Annotated in this window: 20 protein-coding genes; 14 read left to right on the top strand and 6 right to left on the bottom strand. The window is 52.7% G+C overall.

Features of this window, described 5'->3' with window-relative positions; genetic code table 11:
* Positions 1-131 precede the first annotated feature (131 nt).
* The 4 genes from RSX24_RS16435 to msrA all read left to right on the top strand — a co-directional run bounded on the left by RSX24_RS16435 (position 132) and on the right by msrA (position 4,094).
* Entirely contained in the window at positions 132-1,580 is a 1,449-nt protein-coding gene (locus RSX24_RS16435) for an RtcB family protein (RefSeq protein ID WP_438286849.1), read from the top strand.
* A complete protein-coding gene (locus RSX24_RS16430) occupies positions 1,581-2,894 on the top strand; it encodes an AAA family ATPase (RefSeq protein WP_339274184.1) in 1,314 nt (437 codons plus the stop codon).
* A 176-nt stretch (positions 2,895-3,070) separates the two neighbouring features.
* The gene (locus RSX24_RS16425; RefSeq protein WP_236415546.1) at positions 3,071-3,328 is read left to right on the top strand and encodes a GlsB/YeaQ/YmgE family stress response membrane protein; all 258 of its coding nucleotides are present in this window, start codon (positions 3,071-3,073) and stop codon (positions 3,326-3,328) included.
* A 250-nt stretch (positions 3,329-3,578) separates the two neighbouring features.
* Positions 3,579-4,094 (top strand): peptide-methionine (S)-S-oxide reductase MsrA, encoded by a 516-nt coding sequence (msrA, locus tag RSX24_RS16420; RefSeq protein WP_236415548.1) that lies wholly within the window; start codon positions 3,579-3,581, stop codon positions 4,092-4,094.
* A gap of 79 nt (positions 4,095-4,173) precedes the next feature.
* On the opposite strand, the gene RSX24_RS16415 is transcribed toward msrA, so the two are convergent.
* A complete protein-coding gene (locus RSX24_RS16415; protein WP_343261215.1) occupies positions 4,174-5,037 on the bottom strand; it encodes a putative RNA methyltransferase in 864 nt (287 codons plus the stop codon).
* Between the two features lie 423 nt (positions 5,038-5,460).
* Positions 5,461-6,720 (bottom strand): hypothetical protein, encoded by a 1,260-nt coding sequence (locus tag RSX24_RS16410; protein WP_343261214.1) that lies wholly within the window; start codon positions 6,718-6,720, stop codon positions 5,461-5,463.
* 259 nt (positions 6,721-6,979) lie between these two features.
* On the opposite strand from RSX24_RS16410, the gene RSX24_RS16405 reads away from it, so the two are divergent.
* The 3 genes from RSX24_RS16405 (at position 6,980) to RSX24_RS16395 (ending at position 9,353) form a co-directional block, all read left to right on the top strand.
* Complete coding sequence (locus tag RSX24_RS16405; protein ID WP_236415553.1) at positions 6,980-7,582, top strand: restriction endonuclease; 603 nt, start codon at positions 6,980-6,982, stop codon at positions 7,580-7,582.
* A gap of 126 nt (positions 7,583-7,708) precedes the next feature.
* Complete coding sequence (gene brfA, locus RSX24_RS16400; RefSeq protein WP_236415554.1) at positions 7,709-7,963, top strand: ribosome rescue factor BrfA; 255 nt, start codon at positions 7,709-7,711, stop codon at positions 7,961-7,963.
* 133 nt (positions 7,964-8,096) lie between these two features.
* On the top strand, positions 8,097-9,353 hold the full coding sequence (locus RSX24_RS16395; RefSeq protein ID WP_339274178.1) for a DNA glycosylase AlkZ-like family protein: 1,257 nt from the start codon (positions 8,097-8,099) through the stop codon (positions 9,351-9,353).
* A 139-nt stretch (positions 9,354-9,492) separates the two neighbouring features.
* Here the strand turns inward: RSX24_RS16395 and fabV are convergent, their stop codons facing one another.
* Complete coding sequence (gene fabV, locus RSX24_RS16390; protein WP_236415556.1) at positions 9,493-10,683, bottom strand: enoyl-ACP reductase FabV; 1,191 nt, start codon at positions 10,681-10,683, stop codon at positions 9,493-9,495.
* Positions 10,684-10,860: 177 nt separating this feature from the next.
* Between fabV and RSX24_RS16385 the strand changes: the two genes are divergently transcribed.
* From RSX24_RS16385 to RSX24_RS16375, 3 genes are all read left to right on the top strand, one after another.
* Complete coding sequence (locus RSX24_RS16385) at positions 10,861-12,141, top strand: XRE family transcriptional regulator (protein WP_343261213.1); 1,281 nt, start codon at positions 10,861-10,863, stop codon at positions 12,139-12,141.
* Positions 12,142-12,588: 447 nt separating this feature from the next.
* The gene (locus RSX24_RS16380; RefSeq protein WP_343261212.1) at positions 12,589-13,008 is read left to right on the top strand and encodes a hypothetical protein; all 420 of its coding nucleotides are present in this window, start codon (positions 12,589-12,591) and stop codon (positions 13,006-13,008) included.
* 84 nt (positions 13,009-13,092) lie between these two features.
* A complete protein-coding gene (locus RSX24_RS16375; RefSeq protein ID WP_343261211.1) occupies positions 13,093-13,887 on the top strand; it encodes a hypothetical protein in 795 nt (264 codons plus the stop codon).
* A gap of 50 nt (positions 13,888-13,937) precedes the next feature.
* Here RSX24_RS16375 and RSX24_RS16370 read toward each other — a convergent pair whose 3' ends face one another.
* The 3 genes from RSX24_RS16370 to RSX24_RS16360 all read right to left on the bottom strand — a co-directional run bounded on the left by RSX24_RS16370 (position 13,938) and on the right by RSX24_RS16360 (position 16,439).
* Positions 13,938-14,567 carry an SMI1/KNR4 family protein gene (locus tag RSX24_RS16370; protein ID WP_343261210.1) on the bottom strand — a complete coding sequence of 210 codons (630 nt, stop codon included), beginning with the start codon at positions 14,565-14,567 and terminating at the stop codon, positions 13,938-13,940.
* 48 nt (positions 14,568-14,615) lie between these two features.
* Positions 14,616-15,434 carry a class I SAM-dependent methyltransferase gene (locus RSX24_RS16365; protein WP_343261209.1) on the bottom strand — a complete coding sequence of 273 codons (819 nt, stop codon included), beginning with the start codon at positions 15,432-15,434 and terminating at the stop codon, positions 14,616-14,618.
* A 63-nt stretch (positions 15,435-15,497) separates the two neighbouring features.
* Entirely contained in the window at positions 15,498-16,439 is a 942-nt protein-coding gene (locus RSX24_RS16360) for a helix-turn-helix transcriptional regulator (protein WP_343261208.1), read from the bottom strand.
* Positions 16,440-16,527: 88 nt separating this feature from the next.
* Here RSX24_RS16360 and RSX24_RS16355 point away from each other — a divergent pair, with 88 nt between their 5' ends.
* The 4 genes from RSX24_RS16355 (at position 16,528) to RSX24_RS16340 (ending at position 21,917) form a co-directional block, all read left to right on the top strand.
* Positions 16,528-17,961 carry a glycoside hydrolase family 1 protein gene (locus tag RSX24_RS16355; RefSeq protein ID WP_236415563.1) on the top strand — a complete coding sequence of 478 codons (1,434 nt, stop codon included), beginning with the start codon at positions 16,528-16,530 and terminating at the stop codon, positions 17,959-17,961.
* Positions 17,962-18,151: 190 nt separating this feature from the next.
* A complete protein-coding gene (locus RSX24_RS16350) occupies positions 18,152-19,294 on the top strand; it encodes a GerAB/ArcD/ProY family transporter (protein WP_343261207.1) in 1,143 nt (380 codons plus the stop codon).
* A complete protein-coding gene (locus RSX24_RS16345; RefSeq protein WP_343261206.1) occupies positions 19,291-20,799 on the top strand; it encodes a spore germination protein in 1,509 nt (502 codons plus the stop codon). Before RSX24_RS16350 ends, RSX24_RS16345 begins: the two co-directional genes overlap by 4 nt.
* 5 nt (positions 20,800-20,804) lie before the next feature.
* Positions 20,805-21,917, top strand: a complete 1,113-nt coding sequence (locus RSX24_RS16340; RefSeq protein ID WP_343261205.1) for a Ger(x)C family spore germination protein — start codon at positions 20,805-20,807, stop codon at positions 21,915-21,917.
* Positions 21,918-21,972: the final 55 nt, after the last annotated feature.

Here is a 21,972-nt window from a genome sequence, read left to right as displayed (position 1 = left end):
CGATATGAACGATTTACATGAAAATCATGATCAAAAGGTTTTAACATGACTGCGGATATCCAATGAAGCTGCATGTTGAAACAACGGAAAGGGTTTGTACAACGTTTATGAATAATACGAATAAAACGAATATGAATATGTTATCTTCGGACCATACGATGAAAGCTTACCGGCATGAGGTAAACCTGCCTGCAGGCAATCTGACGGTATATGCGGCACAACAGCTTTTTTCATCGCTGGACTATAAGGTGTTCGAGATGGCCAACAACAATTTGCAAATTCCCGGCATTTCGTACATGAGCTACACGCCTGACGTGCATGTTGGCGTAGGAACGTGTATTGGCACCACAGCAGTATGGGATGCGCAGGACGGATACGTCTCTCCCAGCATCGTGGGAAGTGACATTGGCTGCGGCATGCGGGTGCATATGACCAATTTGCACAAGGACGACTTGAAAGACGTGAAACTGCGCCGGAAGTTGGTCAAGGCCATTGAGAAGGTATTGCCGATGGAAGCGAACCAGCGCGGGCATTACTCCGATCTTCGTTTGGAACACATCGTACGCAAAGGGCTTCACGGTTTGCCGAAAAAATACATTCCGGACAGCTATACGCCCAAAAAATCGACCTCCCTGACCCATGTGGAAAGCAGCAAGTTTGCTTTCGACGAGGAGGTATTGAACCTTGTGCCCGATATGACCTGGCATCGGTCGCATCGTCAGCTTGGCACGCTCGGCGGAGGAAATCATTTTGCCGAAATTCAGGCGATTGAGATTGCTGAAGAAAACCGCGACATTGCTGAAGCATGGGGGTTGAAAGACGGCCAAATTGTAGTAATGATCCATTCGGGATCCCGCGCTTGGGGCGGATATGTGAGCCAGACGAGTTCATCGGCCATCGCCAAAGTCATGCACCGGAACGGGCTCGGGACGTCTGACCCCAAGCTGGTCTTTGCGCCGCTCGAACATGCAGAGGGCAAGCATTACGTGAACATGATGTATTCCGCGCTCAATTATGCGGTGGTGAACCGCCATCTGATTGCGTTCTCCATCCGGGAAGCGTTTCGCGAAGTGTTTGGCCCAAAATGCGAGTTTCACACGTTGTACGATCTGATGCATAACTATGCGTGGGAAGAAAAACATGAGGATGCGGGCAGTGTATTCGTGCATCGCAAAGGAGCGACGCGGGCATTGCCGGCAGGCCATCCCGATAATCCAAAACCTTATCTGGCCACAGGCCACCCCGCACTGATTCCGGGTTCGATGGGGACCGCCTCGTATATAATGGTGGGCCGGCCGCAGGGTGCGGACAACTATTATTCCATTTGCCATGGGGCAGGCCGCGTGCGGTCGCGTTCGGCAACGAAGCGGCTCGTGACCGTCCAGGATTTCGAGTCGGCGCTGGGCGTGGGGACCGAGCATGAAATTGTGGTGAACCAGCGTTCGCTGGAATCCATCATCGACGAATCCCCGCAAGCATACAAAAATGTGGACGAAATTATTGAAAGTGTGACCGGCGCAGGGCTGGCACAGGTCGTGGCAAAGTGCAAACCGCTTGCGGCCGTGAAGGGAGCCAAATAAATGACGATACAGAACTTGAAGCCAAGTGAAGACAATACCACCATCTCATCCATCTATGCCTTTGACGAAAAGCATGATGGCCGCATTGAAGGTTATGCTACTTACGCTCGCCTGATCCGCGGCATCATTGCCGCATTGTACAAGCGATACGGAATTCGTTACGAGTTATATGCCAGCGATGACCCGAACAGCGAGTATTGGAGCTTGCTTGATGAAGATCTGCGTTCCGAAAGCCCGGATGTGGAGCTGGTCGCCCGGATTTTCGAGGATTTGGAATTGCGGACGCTCCATTACGACGATGATGATGGGGACGAGCCGTCTTATGGGGTGCAGTATTCCATTCGCAATAATGTGTTCGCTTATCCGAAATGGGGCGTTGCGCTTGTGCGAATCCCTTTTTTCCGCAGCAACGGCATTTACAATGAGGACTTTGTGTTTGCGGCGGGCGAAGAACATCTGAAGCAATTTCTAGGCAGCGTACGTGAGCGCGAGCGCCAGCAAAACATGAAGAAGGTGACCGTGTACACCGATGCCCGAAGCGGCATCCATCGGCAGACCGAGTCCATTACGCGTTCCGTAACGCGGGAGGAGGTAGTATTGTCCGAGGAGATCAAACAGGAAATTTTCCGCTCGCTGGACCAGTTCTTCGAGGCGGACCGCACCTTTTACCGCAAATATGACATTCCGTACAAACGGGGCATCTTGCTCTATGGCCATCCCGGGAATGGAAAAACAACCCTGGTCAAATCGATTGCGGCCAGCATTCCAGGCCCGGCAGCGTACTGGCAGATTACGGAATACACGACCAGCGAGTCCGTGCGCGAAGTATTCGATGCCGCCAAGCGGCTCGCGCCGATGGTACTGATCATCGAAGACATCGATTCGATGCCTGCCGAGGTGCGCTCGTTCTTCCTGAACACGTTGGACGGGGCCACGTCGAAGGAAGGCATCTTTCTGATCGGAACGACGAATTATCCTGAAAAAATAGATCCGGGCCTCATGAACCGTGCTGGTCGGTTCGACAGGGCTTACGAAATTCCAATGCCCGACGAAGCGCTGCGGCTGCAATATTTGCGGCAGCGCGGATTCGACGCCTTTGCGGACGAGGAGGGCACGGTGGAAGCGGCGAGACGTACCGAAACATTTTCGCTGGCCCAACTCGGGGAACTGTACGTCAGCGCCGCGCTGGAATGGCATCAGCATGGACAGGTGGACATCGGAAAGCTCATTCAGGGTATGCGCGGCGAACTGGACAAGAGCCATAAGCACAACTGGATGGAGCAGCCGGGCCAGGGTCGGGTAGGCTTTTTCTAAGTTTCAAAGCGGGAACGGGCCATGATGCAACAAATTTGCCTATCCAGGTTATACTAATGCTGTTTACATGAATCCGGCAGAACGCTGACCATCTTTTGGGGTGGGGGTGTTTAAAATTCGGCTCAACGGTTAATAGTAGACAGACACAACAATAACTTGTAATTGAGGTGAATGACATGGGTTGGTTATGGTCATTAATCGTAGGTGGTATCATTGGATGGTTGGCAGGTTTGATCGTAGGCCGTGACATTCCTGGCGGCGTCATCGGAAACATTGTAGCCGGGTTTATCGGCGGCTGGCTCGGTGGAGTCATTCTCGGGGACATGGGTCCTGAGATGGGCGGATTTTACATTGTTCCGGCATTGATCGGGGCCATTGTGCTGGTGGCGATCGTGAGCCTGATTTTCCGCTCCATGGGCCGCAGCCGGGGATAATCTGTCGTTAGAATGTTGAGTCCGGGCTTGAAGAGCATGCACTTGCATGACGATTGACTCGGAATGAAGAAGGTTAAGCGAGGCCGCTTCAAACGGCCGCGTTTAACCTTCTTTTGTTGTGTGACGCTGGCAGACCGGGGAGAAGTCTGTTATCGTTAGAATAAGGCCAATCCTGTATTTTTGGCCCGGGATGGCGAAACTTATATTTACGAAAATCAAGTGTGTTATGGAAATAGGGGAGATGAACAGCATGGAAAAGGCGACATTTGCCGGCGGGTGCTTCTGGTGCATGGTGACGCCGTTTGAAGAACAGCCGGGCATTCATGGCATCATATCAGGCTATACCGGCGGTCACGTCGATCATCCGACATATGAGCAGGTCAAAACAGGGGAAACCGGACATTTGGAGGTTGTGGAAATTACGTTTGATCCGGAGGTGTTCCCGTATGAGCGGTTATTGGAATTGTACTGGCCGCAAATTGATCCGACCGATGATGGCGGACAATTCCAGGATCGGGGTTCCCAGTATCGCACAGCCATTTTTGTGCATAACGAGCGACAGCGCGAATCGGCAGAACGTTCGAAGCGGGAGCTTGCGGCAAGCGGACGCTTCAGCCAACCGATCGTGACCGAGATTCGCGACGCGTCCGTATTTTATCCGGCGGAGGACTACCATCAGGATTATCACAAAAAAAACGAGAAACATTACAAGGAAGATCGGGCCATGTCCGGACGGGATGAATTCATAGAACGCAACTGGAAGTAAGGAGGCTGACCGAGGCTGACTTCTTGATTGCAAAGCAACAAAGCCGGGAGGCTCCTGCTGGAGCGCTCCCGGCTTTTGTTTATTTTGCTCCTGTCCAGATCTCTACATCAATGGTGATCTGCGAGAGGGTGTGGCTTGCTTGCTGCAGCTGGTCATCCGAGCTATGCCATGATAGCGGAGTCATGTGCACGAGCGCAGCGCGTACGGCTTCGTCTACTTGAAGCGTATACGTAAGTGGAATTCGGCTTGTGAGCTTAAAATGCTTTTTGAAGCGCTCAAGCGACAGATGTTCTGGATTGCTTCGCTCTATGCGGCCTGAATGCAGCCGTTCCCTTAATTCCGTTAGATAAAGCTTTCGCGGCACAACTTTGATGAGCCTGCCGCCCGGTTGAAGGATTCGCATGAATTCCTCGTAATTGGAAGGGGACAGAATGTTGATTACAGCATCCAGCCGTTGGTCCGCAAACGGACTGCAGGCCAGGTCCCCCACCATCCAGATTTGGCCGTCGTAGGACGAAGAGGCCATGGCGATGCCTTCTTTCGCGATATCCATACCCCAGCCTACGGCGGGCAGATGTTGAGTCACCTGTTGAAGAAGCGATCCTTCGCCTGCGCCGGCATCCAGAACATGGATGGGCTCGCGCTGCCGGAGAGCGTGTTCCGTAAGCTGCTCCCGAAGCACGGCAACCAAAGGAGCATAGAGACCCATGCGGGACCATACTTCCCTTTTTGCGGCGAAGAGTCTTTTGTCATACCGGCCGTTGAACGGGCGGGTCAGAACATTGATATACCCTTGTCTGGCGTAGTCAAAGGTATGGTTTGCGGTGCATAGCACGGAGTCGGCATTAACCGCAGCCAGTTCATGATGGCATAAAGGACAATGAAGCATGTGGATATGTGGACGCAGCAAGGCTGCGCTGCGTTCTCTTCGTTGGATGGACATAAGGACCAGCACCCCATTCATTCAGATTTGATAACTGAAGAAAAGGGCATAACAAATAAACCTTCGCAATCATTCAAAAAAAAGCGAGGTTCAAGGTTATGCCCCTAGTTATCGATATCGAATGAATTGAATAATCATGGGATCGCTGCGCTCCTTACTTGTGCGGAAGTGAGTTTCAATGAAGATGGCGTCAATACAACGCCTCAGTCTAACGCATAAGTCAAGCGATTCGACCTTGTCCATTATAGCATCGGTTCCGATGCATTGCCAAAAAGGAAAGTTGCAAATGAAAGAGCGCCGTCCCCTTTTATAATATAAACCGCAATAATAAATCCCACTAGGCCACTGCGAGCGCAGTACCATCTCCGTTAACGTGTGGATGTTTTCTACGGTTTATTTAGAAGGAAAACAGCGCTCTAAAGTTTATTTGCCCGACGAAGCGGACGGGATCACGTATTTGTTCAGCGCATCCTGACGGATCGCATAAAACACGTTATCGATGTACGTTGCTGCATTTTCGAACAACGGCGATGTAGAGCTTGTATAGGTGTGCACGGTTTTCAGCGTTTCCGGATCGAGGATATATCCCGTTTTGGCAAAATCAAGTCGGTACATGCCATCCTGTGTGCGAACCATCTGCATTAGAACAGGCTGCTCATCTTTGAAAATACGTTCCGTAACTTTACCTTTCATTGTGTAAAGCTCCAGCTTCTGTCCGGTCAGCAGGGTATAACCCTTGCCAGACGTTTGGATGTAGGCGTTGCCTGCAATGCTGCGTCCCCATGCCAATTTGCCGTCGCTTCCGAAGCCCATCAGCTTGTTGCCCGTATTGGCGAAATTGGCACGCATAATGACAGAGCCGTCCTCGAGTACGGCAAGGGATTCGCCTCCTCCGTCTCCAATCGTATTGGCATTGCTCGGGAACTGGTAGAAGGACAGGCGATTCAGCGTTTGATCATAAATTTCGACCTTCGGATTCGCTGCACGCTGCCAATAACCGCCGACTTTGGTTTGTTTGCTGGCATCTACGACGACGCGATGGTTGCCTGCTTGCAGCACTGCACCGTTGATCGTTTTGCTGCCGGTCAACGTCCCTTTTCGATCATACAGGGAGAGGGTGGAGCGAACGGTCCCGTTCGTTTGAACGCCTTGGCTTGAGCTGACCAGGAGCGTGTCGTTGTCAAGCAGGTAGATCTCGGAAGGAGCCTGAACGTTCTTCACCCAATTGGTTTTGCCGGATGTATTATACGAATACACTTTCTTGGTTCCATCGGAGTATGCCATGTAGACGTATGCCGTGCCGGTGCTGCTGTACAGGGATTTGGACGAGATCGTGTAAGGCCCGCTTTTTTCATGAAAAATGGTGCTCCATTTCAGCTGCCCGCTCGTGGCATCATAGGCTTGAAGAGAGTCAAGCTGCCAATCCAGGGTTGTATTGCTGCTCGTTTTGGTCACGGGCTGAGACGTATGCACATAAACGAGATTTTTGGTGGGAACTGCATGAAGCTCCTTGATCGAAACCTGTTCTTCCGTGTTGGCTTCGGACAACACCACGGAAGGGGACGTCCACGAAGGCTTCGTTAACGCTTCAGCGGAACCGGCTCCGGTAATGCCGAAGAACAGGGCGCTGCCGAGCAGCAAGGCCGTCAAAGCTTTGGTGTTTCTTTTGTGGGAATGATGCAAGAGATAGACCACCTTTCAGTTATCGAAATACATGTAACTGTTGAATTCTACCATTTCGAGTTGCATGAGTTCAACGGGATGATTGCAACCTTTTGTAGAGAAACGGGAATAAATTGTCGTTGTTTGGAGAATTATCGTCGTTTTTCGTGGTTACAAGGCATTCATTTTCTTTCTGCCAGGACGAAAGTTTGATATATTAATCGGATGAGAAGGCGTGGTTGAACTGCAGCCGGGCTGAAACGGACAAGGAGAAAATCTGATGAATGGGAACGATCAGGCAAGTATGCTGCTGGTAGGCTGCATCGTTTTTTTGCTTCTGCTGGCATGGGTCATACGTCGGCGAATGCAACGGGGACGGCGCATACGGCGGGAAGCCAACCCGCGGAAGATCACGATGCGCGATATCGATAAAATGGAGGATGGTTCCGAATTCGAGCTGTACCTGTTTCATCTGTTCCAACAGATGGGCTACGGAGAAGTGCATAAAACGACGAGCAGCCGGGATTTCGGCGCAGATCTGGTATTTGTGGACAGGCAAGGCCGTCGCAGCGTGGTCCAGGCCAAGCGGTACGGTGCCAACCATCCGGTGGGTCTTAGCGCCGTGCAGGAAATCTATGCGTCCATGCGCTATTACGAGGCGGATCGGTCGATCGTGCTGACGTCAGCGCGTTATACCGAGGCTTGCCGCACATTGGCTGCGGTCAACGGGGTGAAGCTGCTGGATCGGGAGGATTTGGATGAATTGATTGTTTTGTTCAAATCAAGGCGGATCGATGAGGCCATGGAACTTATTGAAGACGACGACGACGTCCCGATCGAAACGTGGCAATCCCGCAGGAAAAGGACGGTTCGTCAACGGTGATGCTTGCCGTGGGCGTTCATTTGCGGTCCAAGGTTTTCCTCGAAGCAGCAGGGCGATGACACCTTCACTTGCAAGGCAGCACATGGTATATTTGGTGCATACCAATTCAAAGGGAGTGTTGTACCGATGGCGCGTACGCAAACGCAAAAAGCACTGCGCAAAGCACAGCGGACGGGAACCTGGTGTCCGGAACAAAGCCGGAGAGTCAATGGGGATTACGGAGCCTTGTCCCAACATGTCAGAGTGATGCCGAGCAAACAGGAAAAACGGAATAAAGTCAAACATAAGAAGCGGATCATCCAGGATGGTGGCGCTTCTTTTTATATACCAAGAGGCTTACCTTTACATAGAAATATTCAGATGTCCGAATCCGTTGCCTGATCCCCGTCGCTGCTTTTCGGAAAATCTCCCTTGAATTGGATACAAATGATCGGAATGGTATGATAATGTCGATAGACAGCGGCAGTGATCTAAGCCGGAATTATATTCAGTACGGAAAGGACGAATTTTACCCATGACAACTGTGCTGCATACAAGCAAAGCTGCGGTTCGGCGTCTCCTGCTCCACACCCAGTCTTTATTGGGACCATGGCCAACCCCATCCCGACAGTCCCAACCGGATGAAATTATGAACCTGATCCGTTCCCTCGGCTGCGTGCAAATCGACCCTGTCGCAGCCGTCACCGGAAATCAGCATTTGGTGCTGGGGGCGCGTGACGCAGGTTATACGCCTGGCATTTTGCATGGGCTGTTGAAGGAACATCAAGTATTCGAATATTTTGCCAATGCCGCCTGCGTTATTCCGATGGAAGACTATTCGACCTATGAGCCGATTCGGGCCAGATACCGGGAGCGGCTGGCTCCTTCGCTGGAAAACGTTCGCCAAGCAGCAGACCACGTGCTGCAGCGATTGAGAGATGAAGGACCGCTGCCTTCGAAGGCCTTTCAGGCGACCCGGCGGGTAAGCGGATATTGGGACAGCCCTGATATGCTCAAAACGAAAGATACGTCATTGGCGATTAACCTGCTGCGGGATTCCGCCGCGATTCGCGTTGTAGCCAGACAAGGAACCGAACGTTATTTTGCGATTACGGAGGCGCATCTGGAACAGCAAGGATTGCAGTTCGGCGAAACATGGGATGCGGAAAAGCAAAAGCAGGCGCTGATGGACAAGTATGCGCATGCTTATCGCGTCATCGATGGACGAGACCCTCGGCTCGGCTGGTTTCCGCGAACGGCGGCCGAGCGTCGGTCCGAACTTGCTGCCAGGGTGCGGGACGGGAGATTGATCCCGCTGCAGGTGGAGGAAGTCGCCGCGCCATATTATATTCGAGCCGAGGACGAACCGTTGCTGCGCGAGATGCAGCGGGAGGAAGCGCACTATGAACCGGTCGGTCCGGTCCGTTTTTTGCCGCCGCTGGACAATTTGTTGTGGAGAAGAGAGCGCATCGTCGATCTGTTTGATTTTCATTACAAATGGGAAATTTATACGCCCGAGTCGAAACGGACGTACGGATATTATGCCATGCCCATTCTTCATGGCGATCGGCTGATTGGGCGCATGGACCCTCGATTGGACCGGAAAACGGGCGAGCTTGCGATTCAGCTGCTCCATATTGAAGCAGGCGCGCCCGCGGCAGACGAGTGGCTGGATGATTTCAAGGAAGGGCTGGCGCTGTTCGCCGGCATGCACGGTGCACGTTCCATCACGGTCCGCAAGACGGACCCGAAGGGATTGAGCAGGTTGTTTCGCAAGCTCAAAACGCTTTGAAACGTGAGATGGGCTGCTAAAATGAATCGCATAGTGCGGCCGGGTATATAAGGATTATGCCCGAGCAAAATGACAAAAAGACAGTCCACACGCCATACATTGGTGCTGGACTGTCTCTTTGTCATTTAAGGATGTCGGCTTAGCGCTGATGCAGCACTTCGACGTTTGGATCAACGTCTGCATCGTAATCGACGCCTTCGGTTTCGAAGCCGAACAGTTGGAAAAACTCTTTACGGTACCCTTCCAGATCGGACAGCTCATAGATGTTGTCGGTCGTGATGCGGTTCCAGATGTCGGCAACCTCTTGCTGAACGTCCTCGCGCATCTCCCAATCGTCGATGCGAATACGTCCTTCCGCATCGGTTGGCACTTCGCCGCCTGCATACAAACGGTCTGCGAACAGACGCTGCAGCTGCTCGATACAGCCTTCATGCAGTCCTTTTTCTTTCATCACTTTATAGAGCGCTGAAATGTAAAGCGGCACCACCGGAATGGCGGAACTGGATTGGGTCACAAGCGCTTTGGCCACAGTCACGTACGCCCGGCCTCCGGTTGCGCCAAGACGTTCGTTCAATTGGCGTGCCGTCGCTTCGAGATGATCCTTCGCTTGGCCAATCGTTCCTTCGCGGTAAATAGCATGCGTCAGTTCCGGACCGATATAGGAGAACGCGATGGTGGTTGCGTTGTCGGCAAGCACGCCGCCTTCCTGCAAGGCATCGATCCACAGCTGCCAGTCTTCGCCGCCCATGACTTTTACCGTTTGGCGAATGTCTTCTTCCGTCGCAGATTCCAGTGTTACCTCACTGACTTCCCCTGTATGGAAGTTGACGGTTTTGTTGGTATAGGACGGACCAATCGGTTTCAGCACGGAGTTGAATACTTCGCCGGTATTCGGATCGGTACGGCGTGCCGAAGCGACGCTGTATACGACGAGGTCGACTTGGCCCAGCTCGCTGCGGATCAATTCAACGGCGCGTTCTCTTGTTTCGTTGGCGAATGCATCGCCTGTAAGGCTGTACGATTTCAGTCCGGCTTCTTCGGCCGCGCGCTCGAATGCAGCGGAATTATACCAGCCTGCGGAAGCGGTGCGTTTATCGGTGGACGTGCTTGGGCGATAGATGCCGATCGTGTTCGCTCCCGCGCCAAATGCGGCGACGATGCGCGAAGCCAGTCCGTAGCCGGTGGAGGCACCGATGACAAGCACGTTGCGCGGCCCGTTCAGCTTCGGCTGGGACTTCACGTATTCGATCTGCTCCCGTACTTGGGCGGCGCTGCCGACCGGATGGGAAGTTGTGCAAATAAAACCACGCGTTCTTGGTTTAATGATCATGATTAGCATCCTTTCATGTTCAGCTCATGTGTACATACCTTTCCATTGTAAAACAATTAGGCCCGAAACGGAAACCGTTTGGAATGATTTTGCCCGAATGCTGGCATTCGGTTTGCGAATTTGGGATGATAACAACTAGAGGGACGACCCCCGAGTTGGTTGGAAAGGAATGCTGTCATGCTAAAAGAACGGATTGAATTTCTAAGCAAACGAAAAGGCATTTCGCGCAAAGATCTGGTGGAAGGGCTGGTGACGCAGGCCCATTTCGCGAATATTCTTGCGCAGCGCTACCCGCTGCCCGAAGATTTGGCGGAAGCCATTGCAGTGCGGCTTGGCGTTCCGCCGTCCTATGTGCTGCAAGCCGGGGCACAAGATGAAGGCACGCTGGCCCGGGCCGAAGCCGTCTTTGAACAGTTGTCGGTTCCGGCATCGATGCTTGCAGAGGAAGCGGTGCATGCGCTGGACGACAGGGACGATGCACTAGTCGTGGAGCTGACCACCGCACTGATGAAGGCGGTCTATTATCAGCAACTGAACGATGCGGATGCCCATGAATACATCCATACATCCTATTTGAACTTTTACCTTGAGAAATACGGACGGCCCGACGACGTGGACCTTCCCGCCCCGCTGTCCAAAGCGCTTTTATATTACAAAGTGCAGTATTATCGCTCCAAGCATGCTTTTACCGACGTATTGACGCATGCCACGCGCCTTGGCGACCTTGTGGCACCTGGCAGCGAGTTCTGGCTGTCGGTGCAGAACATCAAAATGGAAGCTTATATTCAGGTCAAGCAGTATGAGGAGGCTAAACAGACGTTTGAGCTGACCATGCGGCAGGTGTACGATCGGCGGCTGTTTCACCGCTTGTCTGGACTGTACGTAGCATATAGCGGGTATTGTTTCGCAATGGGGCTCGCGCAAGAAGCGCTCTCGGCGCTGTCGATGGCGGAAGCCAATCTCGTCTACGCGGCGAATCAGGGCGATCTCGTGACGGCGATCGCCAACAACCGGATCGTCATGCTGACGATGACGGGCGAGCTGGATCAGGCCCAGGACGAGATCGACCGATTCGAAGCACTGCTCGGACGGGAACCGGAGGAGACCCGGCAGGCGATGGCGCCGCTGCTCTGGATATATCGCTGCGAGGTAGCCCTGGCCCGCAAAAACTGGGGCATGCTGGCCCATAGCGTGGACCGGCTGCAAAATTGCGCAATCACGCAGGATCAACAGATGGCTGCCACGTTTTATCAGAGCCAGCTGGCGCTTGCTCACGGCGAACGGGAGCCGTTTCTTGCGAAAGCGCTGGCCTGCCTGCCGTATTTTGAGTCGGTGCAGCATGCGCTGCGGCTCGAGCGGCTGTATGAGGGGTTGGCCGTCGTAAACGAGGAGCTGCGGCGGTACAAGGAGGCGGCGACGTATTATCGCAAGCTCGTATATTTGCTGCGAAAAAAATAAGCTCCATACCGCAAAACATTTCTCTAAAACAGTCATTGATTGTGGTAAAGCTATCGTTTTTTTGCAGAAACGACCCTTGAGGGTATGCAAAACCGGGAAATCGGAGATTTAAACGGCCGATCTTTCCGGTTTTTTTGTATGCTTCCGAACCCGTATCCAATCAGGGGATGGCGTGTTTATAATGAAACTATAACCTATATAAACCGCAAAAAACATTCATACCTTACGTAGAGGCAGAACCAATCTGGAGAAGCAAAGCGGTCGCCTAGAAGCTTTCTGAAAGAAAGCTGCATCGGAAGCATAGATTGATCAACGGATTTTTCCCTTGAAATAAGGGAATCAAAAAATCTGGGGATAACAGCGATCGGAAGATGGTACTGCACTCGCAGTGCCTTGTGTGACTGATTAGTGTGGTTTATATAGAACAAACCAAACGAGGGGTTGATCATGATGGGATGGTTCGGACGAAAAAACAAACAGGAAGATGCGATCGCAAAGGCCGATACATTGATGAACAAAGGATTGACGGGCATGCTGATGAAAGGGATGGTGCCGAAGCAGTATCGCAACGCGATCAATCAGAGCCTCGATTCGGCCAGACAGGCACAATTGGCGGCAAGCGGTTCGCTGCCCATCGCAGCAACGGCGACGGTGGTGAGCGTTACCGATACGGGCAAGCTGATCAACTTCGATCCCATCGTTGTGCTGGTTCTTGACGTGACCGAGACGGATGGCAGCAGGTATCGGCGAACGCTGGAGACGCTGGTGTCCAAAATGCAGATTCCCAGAGCTGGCGACCGGGTAGGTTTAGGAAAAAATCCCGCAAACCCGGCAGAACTGATCTATATGGGATGGATATCGGGCTGATGGCCGAGGGAATGAACATAAGGCAGTGGATTCATCATTAAATTCATATAACAACGAATTGAATTGATTTTAAGAGGTGATAACGTGGTATCGTTTTTTAGACTAATCGGTATTTTGCTTGTATTCGGCGTAGGTTTCTCCCCTTTTCTGGCTCAACATCTATGGAATGATCCGTTCCTAATTATGGACGCTTGGTGGTATAAGCCAGCGATTTATGCGGGGTTTGGCCTGATTTTCATTCCGTCGTTGCTGAGCATGTTTTTAGGGACGCGCCGCATCAAATCGGGGCTCCCTGCGGTCGGCATCATTAACGCCATTCAGCAGACAGGCACCTACGTGAATGAACAGCCGGAGGTCAGGCTCCGGCTTACCGTCTCCCGCAAAGGACGGGAGAAGTATGATGCCGAGCTGCGCACGATCGTTCCGCTCACGTCATTGGCCCAATTCCAGCCGGGAAGCTTCGTGCCATTGATCGTCTCTGAGAAGGATGAGCGGAAGGTGGGGTTGGACCTGAAGGGACGGCTGTCGCAGGACGATTTGCAGGAACTGTTAAACGAGAAGATGGTGCAGCAGGGCGTATCGCCGGAAATGATGGAGATTGCGCGCACCGGGGAGAAGGCAATGGCCAAAATTATGGACGTAACTCCGCTGGGAAGCATCACATCCGGCAAGATCAAACTCCAGATCACGCTAAGCATAACGAAGAGCAGTGGAGAAACGTTTACCGTCACGACGCAAAAGGAAATCTTGACCTCCGCGCTGCCGCAGGTGCAGCAGGGACACATCATTCAGGTGATGTACTCGCCGCAGGACCCCTCCAAGGTGGTGTTTGCACTAAACGCACAGGAAGGCCAATTAAGCCGCCTGTTCTCTTCCTGACGGGAAAAATTGAAACAGCCGCTCTCCAAGGAACGGCTGTTTGTAATTCATCATTTCAGCGATGCGGGACTTCCTTTGGCGGAGAGAAGCATGTCCCGGAATGACGGAAACAGCGGCTTGACCATTGCTTCCAAGCGTGCGCGGCTTCCGGCATCTTCGGTTACGAATTCCTCGTGATCAAACCAGACAATATCATAATCCCCATCCGGAAGGGGGCTCTGCGTATCGCAGCAAACGGGGCCTGCACCATCTTCATACGTGGCAATCGGAATATATCCATGCTGAATGAGCTGCTCCCAGTTCATCCACATCGTCCGTACGTCGCGTAAAGCATGATCGGAGGGCAGGTCCGGCAAAGTAACGATGAAGTCATCGTATCGAAGGTTTACGTTCAACACGAAACGTGTAGTGAGATAAGCCAGATACAGCGGGGGAACGGGAGCGGCGAGGCGGCAAGTACGCTCCATTTCCCTTACTTGCTCTGCCGTGACCGTTGAGGCGACCATTTTCCAGCGCACCCAACCTTCTTCGTCGACCTTGCCATCTTGCATCGCTTGCGGCACGCCGTAGTCTTCAGCATCCGTTTTGGCGGGATAGGACATGACCATTTCCCGATGTGGCGTATCGAAATGGGCGTCCAGCCATTGGCCTATCCAATCTTCATACGTCTTAACGTGCAAGTCTGAACACTCTCCTTTGGTGCGTACATCATTCTTCCGTGCCAACGATCAAACGACTCCCAAACGCATGCGATAGGAAAATAGAGCGGTCCGGGTCTGACCCGCAAACACGTCTTCGGCTTGCTGCCTGAACGCATCTGCCAAACCGTTCAGCTCTTCCGCTCCTAGTTTCAATGCGGTTTGCAGTCCGCCTTGGCTAAGCGCGAGATTAACGAAACGTTCGGCCGTGAAGGTCTCGTGATGATGGAACACGATTTCCCGAACATAACGGAAGAGTCCCGACTTTTGAATCTGCTCCAAATGCCCTTCTTTACTCCATTTGTGGGCCTGGTGATCCGATTCCGATAGCGTGAATGCCAAATCATCGGCCTGTGCGATCAGACGTTGATAGGCCGTTTCCAACGACCAGTCCAGCACGGGCGGCCAATCGCAGTCATAGGCAGCGAAAATGCCCCCGGGACGCAGCACACGCGCGAATTCCCGCAGGGTGGACACGGGCTCCATCCAGTGGAAGGACTGGGAACATGTCAGCACGTCCACGCTTCCATCCGGAAGCCCGAGCTCGTGGGACATGCCGGAAACAAACCTCAGATTGTCCGGCTTGCCCGCAGCTTCCCATTTGGCTTCCGCAACGGCGCGCATGTCGTCGCTCGGCTCGATACCGATGATGCGCTCGGCGTGGTCCAGCCAAACCCACGAGGACAATCCGGTGCCGCAGCCAACGTCAGCGACAAGCCGCGGCTGCCCGCCCAGATAGGCGGTCAGGATTTCGACCACTTCCGTCGGGGCGGAAGGCCGATTTTGGTCGTACAGCGTGCCAAATCCTTTGAAGCGTTCAACATTGTTGCGTCGGATGTGTTGGATCATGGACAAGCCTCCTTGGCAAGAGATAGGTATAATTCGAAAAAAGACAACGCTGGTTCCATTATATCACTCCTCCTTACCCTCGACGCCACTTTCTTCCAGTAAATGTTGAACGGCCCGCCGATGCCGCCTCAACAATTCTTCCCTGACTCTCGCTGGTTCTAAGACCGTGACTTCGGCACCGAAGGACATCAGAAAGGAATACAGCCGTTCGCCCTCGTCCAGGTGCATGACTACCCGCAGCGTACCGTCTTGTTCAGGGTGGATCGACACCGGATCAAAGAAATCATGTACCCTGTACGCCACAGTATCCGAAAAAAGCAACTCGATCCGGACCAGTTCCTCCGGCGTTTGCATGGCTTCATCCGTCGGTAAAGCGAATGGATCAAGGACAGGCAGGCCGGGGACAAACCGCAGCTGGCTGATCCGTTTGATTTTGAAGGTTTCGACGACGGCCGTGCCGCTTTCAAGCTGCTTCAATCCTTTGAAGTACCAGGTGTTGTTTTTGAATACGAGTTTTACGGGCTGAGCCGTTTGCATGCTTGCCTCGCCATTGGAATCCACGTAATGGAATGAAATCGGTTGGCGCGCAAATATCGCCTGCTTCACCTGATTGAACAGCTCCATTTCTTTATCAGGAATGCTGCCCCACGGCGAATGCTCGAATTCGATCCAGTCCAGCTTGTGGTCGAACAGCGCCGTCAGCCTTTGCAGCATCCGGGCGCCATTCAGGTGGGGAATGGCACTGACGCTGTATAAACCGAGCAAAATTTCATTTTGCTCGTCCTCGCTGAGCAGCGATTTGTCCATGACATAGTGGTCCATCAAATGAATGCCGCCATGTTTGCCGGTCGTCGTATAAACCGGAATGCCAGCGGCGCTCAAACGGTCGATATCCCGGTAGACGGTGCGCACCGATATTTCGAACAGGCGCGCAAGCTCCGGGGCGGTCGTTTTCTTTTTTTCCAGCAGAAGCAACAACATTTTGAATAATCGATTATGTTCCATATCATGATTATACCATGACAAACGTTGTCAGGGTATGAGTGGTACACTTGTGTTGAAGGCTTGACCAGACATGAAGGAGGATGCAGAGATGAAGATGAAAGACGGATTCTTTTGGGGCGGCGCTACGGCGGCCAACCAGTTTGAAGGCGGATGGAATCAGGGCGGCAAAGGACCAAGCACGTCCGACATGATGACCGGGGGTACGCACACGACGCCGCGTCGCATTACGCCTGTCCTGGAAGAGGGGACGTATTATCCGAGCCACGAGGCCGTTGATTTCTACGGCCATTACAAAGAAGATATCGCGATGATGGCCGAGATGGGCTTCAAAATGTTCCGCATGTCCATCAACTGGTCCCGAATTTATCCGAACGGTTACGACCTGGAGCCTAATGAAGAGGGCCTGAAATTTTACGACAACGTTTTTGCCGAGCTGAAAAAATACAACATCGAACCATTGGTTACGATCTCCCATTACGAAACGCCATTTGGGCTGACTCAAAAATATAACGGCTGGGCTTCCCGTGAAGTCATTGATTGCTATCTTCGCTATTGCGACACGATCTTCAACCGGTACAAAGACCAGGTCAAATACTGGCTGACATTTAATGAAATCAACTGCCTGACGATGCCGATGGGCGCGTACATGGCCGCGGGCATCCTGTTCGACGGCAAAACGACGCTGACGGACGGCATCGACGATCCGCAGACTCGTTTTCAGGCATTGCACCATCAGTTCGTGGCGAGCGCCAAAGCGGTGAAACTGGGCCATGAGATCAATCCTGACTTCAAAATCGGCTGCATGGTCGCGTTTATGACGACCTACCCGAACACGTGCAACCCGGACGATATTTTGCTTGCACAGAAAAAAGACCAAATCTCCAACATGATCTGCGGAGACGTGCAAGTCCGCGGAGCTTATCCCGGCTTTGCCAAACGTTTCTTCGCGGAACAAGGCATCCAGATCGAGATGCAGCCGGAGGACGAGCAAACGCTGAAAGAAGGCTGCGTAGACTTCTATTCCTTCAGTTATTACATGTCCCTCGTGGAAAGTGCTGATCCATCGGTGGAAAAAGTCGGAGGAAACTTGCTCGGCGGCGTCAAAAACCCGTATCTGGAAGCGTCCGATTGGGGCTGGCAGATCGATCCGCAAGGATTGAGATATACGCTGAACCATCTCTATGACCGCTACCAAATTCCACTCATGGTTGTGGAAAACGGCCTGGGAGCCGTGGACGTTGTGGAAGAGGACGGTTCCATCAACGACGATTACCGCATCCGGTATTTGCGCGACCATATCACGCAAATGAAGGAAGCGGTGGCTGACGGGGTGGATCTGATCGCATACACGATGTGGGGGTGCATCGACCTGGTCAGCGCATCGACGGGCGAGATGAAAAAGCGTTACGGATTCATTCACGTCAACAAAGACAACGACGGCAACGGCGATCTGAGCAGAACGCCGAAGAAAAGCTTCTACTGGTACAAAGACGTCATCGCGTCCAACGGCGAACAATTGTAATCCGTGATTTGGACAGGCCTTGCCGGATCATTCCGATCCGGCGAGGCCGTTTGGTTTGAAAAGGATCGCCGCTGGCGGTCCTTTCTTTTTTGCATAAAATTTCGATTTATTTCCAACCTAATCTCAAGGAAAAACGCATGATGATGACGCAATCGTTACCATCCGATTCACTTGAGAAAGGGAGATCTCTGTGAACACTTCTGAAAATCGCTACGCGATGTCCCCGCTTCATCTATATTTCGTGCTCTATGTAAGCTTCGTCGGTGCAGGTTTGATGAATTTTCAACACAATATGCTGCGCGGCGCGGCGAATGACGGCTGGATCAGCATTTTGGCCGCAGCCGCCATCATCGGCCTGATCATCAAGATGATGTTTGTTCTGCTTGGCCGCCAATCTCCGGACCGATCCTCTCTTGTGCATATCAATCGTCGATACTGGGGTTCCTATCTGGGAGCCTTCATCAACTGGATGTTCATTCTGTACTTTATCATGGGGGCGCTCGTGACGTTCCAAACCTATGTCCATATCATCCAGCTCTGGGTTCTGCCAACGCAAAACGCGTGGATGCTTGGTCTGGTTATTCTCATCCTGATCTATTACTGCGTCTCGGGCGGGATTCGTTCGGTTGCCGGCATCTGTCTGTGGGGCACGTTGTTTATCCTGATTTTCGTTTTTCCCCAGACCTTTATGGTTGCCTCCTACCTGCATCCCCGCAATCTGCTTCCCGTGTTGGATCACGATGCGGGAGCGTTATGGGTGTCCACGCGGCAGATGCTGCATGAATTCATCGGCTGCGGGATACTGCTGGTGATCTATCCATACGTGAAGTCTCCGGAGCGTTCGGTGAAATGGGCGTATTCGGCATTGTTCACCGCAACGGCGGTTTACCTTGTTTTTTTCGTTCTTGCTTACATGTTTTTCAGCCCCGGACAGATGAAAGAGCATTTGTGGCCCACGCTCAGTCTCATCAGCATCATCGAACTGCCGCTCATCCAGCGCATGGAATATTTGGCGCTGTCCCTCTGGTTGCTGAAAATGTTGTCGATCATCGCTTTAAGCCTTTGGGCCTCCTGCCGCTGCATAAAGCTGCAAAGCGCCATCCGGCCCAGCCTTGGATTGAAGGCGATGATACTGCTCTTTGTGACGATGCTGTTCGTGGTCAAGGATACGGTCATGCTCGAAAAACTGACGGCCTGGTATGACTTGACAGGGGAAATGCTGATTCTGATGTACGTTCCGCTGTTATTTCTGGTTTCATTGATCCGGCGAAGCGAAAGGGATCGTCCGCGACAGGGCGAGCCACTTCATTCAGGGAAAGGGGAGGGCGTATGAATACGGAGCAAAAAGAGACATCTCCGAATCCGGAGCATCAGGACAAAGACCTGCTCTCCTCCTGCCGCCGTTCCGACGACTTTATCGTTCAGGATATGGAATTGGACGGAAATGGTCTGGAGCTGCAGCTGTGTTACTACAAGACCTTGGTGGACAGCCGTCTGCTGGAATTGGTCATTCACGGATTGCAGGACCAACTTGCTCCCCGTGCGGGATTGGAGCTGCACGATCTGTTACGCTGCATCCCGATCGAGGAAACGAAAGTCGAGCAGCAGACGGATCAGGTGATACCGCTGCTTCTTCAAGGAAATCTGATCATTCGTGAACATGCCCGGGCGGAGCAGGTTATTATTGTTCCGATGGTCGGTAAAGACGGGGTGCGGGGCGACAACGACACCGAGAACGAATTCAGCGTCATCGGCCCGAAGGTGGGGTTCGTGGAAGCATTGCCGGTGAATTTGCATTTGATTCGCATGCAGCTGCGGACGCCGAATCTGATCATCAAACAAATGACGCTCGGCTCTTTATCCCGATCCACCGTGGCCATCCTGTACGTCGAGGGCATCGCTCATCCCGAGAACGTATCCAGGATGGAGGAGAGACTGAGGGGGATCGACTTCGACGTAGTCTTCGACACGTCGCAACTGGATCAGCTGATCACGGACAATTCGCTGACCCCGTTCCCGCTGTTCACGACGACGGAGCGCCGCGATCGCGTCGTCTATGCCCTCATGCAGGGCCAAGTGGCCGTCATCAGCGAAGGCTCGCCAAGCATCGTGACGGGACCGTCCACGCTGTTCGATTTTTTCGTTTCGCCGGAGGATTATTATTTGCCTTGGGCGCTGGGGTCCTTTTTTCGATTGATTCGCATCTTTGGCGTCGTTTTCTCCCTGTTTGCTTCGGCTCTCTACGTTGCATTGATGACCTATCATTACGAAGTGGTGCCGAAGGAACTGCTCGGCAAGCTGATTGCGTCCCGGCAGAACGTGCCGTTCCCTCCCTTTATCGAAGCCATTTTTCTTGAAATTACGATTGAATTTCTGCGGGAGGCAGGAGCGAGATTGCCAAACCGGATCGGACAGACGCTGGGCGTGGTGGGAGGCATCATTCTTGGCCAGGCGGCCGTAGAGGCGGCCTTAACCAGCAACGTGCTGATCATTATCGTTTCGCTGTCCGCACTCGCTTCTTTCGTGACCCCGATCTATAAAATGTCCAATGCCATCCGCTTTTTGCGTTTTCCCATCATTTTGCTGGCAGCCATCTGGGGTGCGCTCGGCATCGCGATCGGGCTTTGCTTTTTGCTGGTGCACCTTTCCAGGCTGCGCTCGCTGGGTTCTCCGTATATGGCCCCCTTCTTTCCGCTGCGTTTCAAGGATCTCACAGACAGTTTGATTCGCGCGTCCTATGAGGTGACCGATACCAGACCGAGTTATCTCAAGCCTTTGTCCATGAGGCGCTACAATCCGAGGACATCCCGCCAAACGAATCGACTCGACGAGGAGTGACACGTATGGTTCGTGCATGCAAAATACTGCTGCTGTCCTTCACCCTGATGCTTCTCAGTTCGTGCAGGGATACCAGCATCATTAACGAGATCAGTCTGGTGCTGACCTCCGCGTACGACCTGAAAGACAACCAGATCCACAATGGCGTGCTGATCGGCGAATATACGGACAAGGACAAGAGCGGGGTAGACCTGCTGGAGATCGATTCGACCAACAGCTTCGACGTAATGCCGCGCATGAATGCACAGGCGAAAGAGCCGATCGAATACGGTCAACTGAGAGTCATGGTGCTGGGCGAAGCATATGTCGAGCGGGGAATCGCGGACATTCTGCAGGTGCTGGCCCATAACACCCGGGTGTCCCGAAGAATGCAAATGGCCGTGGCCGAGGGGGAAGCGCTGGAGCTGATCAAAAAGTCGATGAAATTCAACGATCCGCTGTTCCTGTTAAAGCTGATCGAGCAAAATTCCAATGCTCAAAACAGTCCCCATTTTAGCCTGCACCAGGCATTGTTCCAATATTTCAGCAAGGGACAGGACGTATACCTGCCTCGGCTCAGGCCGATCGGAGAGGACCGCATCGCCGTGGACGGGGTGGTCGTTTTCAAAGGGGACAAAGCTGCGTTGCAGATCAATGAAGAAGAAGGGCTCTGCCTGAAGCTGCTAACGGAAAACGCGAAAAACGGCAAGTTTCTGGCCCCGATCGGCGATTCGGCGAAGAACCGGCAGACCACTCCGCCCGGGGATGATTACGCGCTGCTGAAAATAACGTCTTCGTCGGTGAAGCATCGTTTGTTGGGCGGCCATTCGGCCGCACCTGCGGTAGAAACCTCCGTGCAAATCCATGCTTCCGTCATCAAAGCGGCGCGCAACGAGTTTCTGCTTTCCGGCCGGGACATGAAAGCCCGCGAAACCGAAATGAAGAAACATCTCGAAACCAAAATCAATCAACTGGTGCGCAAATTTCAACAAGCCAATGTTGACCCCGTCGCTTATGGCGAATATGTGCGAAGCTGCACGCCGCATTGGAACAGCGAGAAATTTTATGCACATTACGGTTCTATGGACATTCGGGTCCATGTCGATTTGCATCTCATTCAGGATGGCATTGTGGAATGACTTCGCTGTTCTGAAAATCTTTCCTTGAAAAATGCTTCGGCTGGCGAAGCCGTGA

It is taken from the genome of Paenibacillus hubeiensis, assembly GCF_032334105.1.
Lineage (GTDB): Bacteria > Bacillota > Bacilli > Paenibacillales > Paenibacillaceae > Paenibacillus > Paenibacillus hubeiensis.
The sequence above is the reverse complement of the archived record's forward strand: the minus strand, read 5'-3'. Positions and strand labels throughout refer to the sequence as shown.

Excerpts from the sequence above, each read along its gene's own strand:
- RSX24_RS16435 (WP_438286849.1), top strand. The coding sequence starts at position 132 with ATGAATATGTTATCTTCGGACCATACGATGAAAGCTTACCGGCATGAG.
- RSX24_RS16430 (WP_339274184.1), top strand. The coding sequence starts at position 1,581 with ATGACGATACAGAACTTGAAGCCAAGTGAAGACAATACCACCATCTCA.
- RSX24_RS16425 (WP_236415546.1), top strand. The coding sequence starts at position 3,071 with ATGGGTTGGTTATGGTCATTAATCGTAGGTGGTATCATTGGATGGTTG.
- msrA (WP_236415548.1), top strand. The coding sequence starts at position 3,579 with ATGGAAAAGGCGACATTTGCCGGCGGGTGCTTCTGGTGCATGGTGACG.
- RSX24_RS16415 (WP_343261215.1), bottom strand. The coding sequence starts at position 5,037 with ATGTCCATCCAACGAAGAGAACGCAGCGCAGCCTTGCTGCGTCCACAT.
- RSX24_RS16405 (WP_236415553.1), top strand. The coding sequence starts at position 6,980 with ATGAATGGGAACGATCAGGCAAGTATGCTGCTGGTAGGCTGCATCGTT.
- brfA (WP_236415554.1), top strand. The coding sequence starts at position 7,709 with ATGGCGCGTACGCAAACGCAAAAAGCACTGCGCAAAGCACAGCGGACG.
- RSX24_RS16395 (WP_339274178.1), top strand. The coding sequence starts at position 8,097 with ATGACAACTGTGCTGCATACAAGCAAAGCTGCGGTTCGGCGTCTCCTG.
- fabV (WP_236415556.1), bottom strand. The coding sequence starts at position 10,683 with ATGATCATTAAACCAAGAACGCGTGGTTTTATTTGCACAACTTCCCAT.
- RSX24_RS16385 (WP_343261213.1), top strand. The coding sequence starts at position 10,861 with ATGCTAAAAGAACGGATTGAATTTCTAAGCAAACGAAAAGGCATTTCG.
- RSX24_RS16380 (WP_343261212.1), top strand. The coding sequence starts at position 12,589 with ATGATGGGATGGTTCGGACGAAAAAACAAACAGGAAGATGCGATCGCA.
- RSX24_RS16365 (WP_343261209.1), bottom strand. The coding sequence starts at position 15,434 with ATGATCCAACACATCCGACGCAACAATGTTGAACGCTTCAAAGGATTT.
- RSX24_RS16360 (WP_343261208.1), bottom strand. The coding sequence starts at position 16,439 with ATGGAACATAATCGATTATTCAAAATGTTGTTGCTTCTGCTGGAAAAA.
- RSX24_RS16355 (WP_236415563.1), top strand. The coding sequence starts at position 16,528 with ATGAAGATGAAAGACGGATTCTTTTGGGGCGGCGCTACGGCGGCCAAC.
- RSX24_RS16345 (WP_343261206.1), top strand. The coding sequence starts at position 19,291 with ATGAATACGGAGCAAAAAGAGACATCTCCGAATCCGGAGCATCAGGAC.
- RSX24_RS16340 (WP_343261205.1), top strand. The coding sequence starts at position 20,805 with ATGGTTCGTGCATGCAAAATACTGCTGCTGTCCTTCACCCTGATGCTT.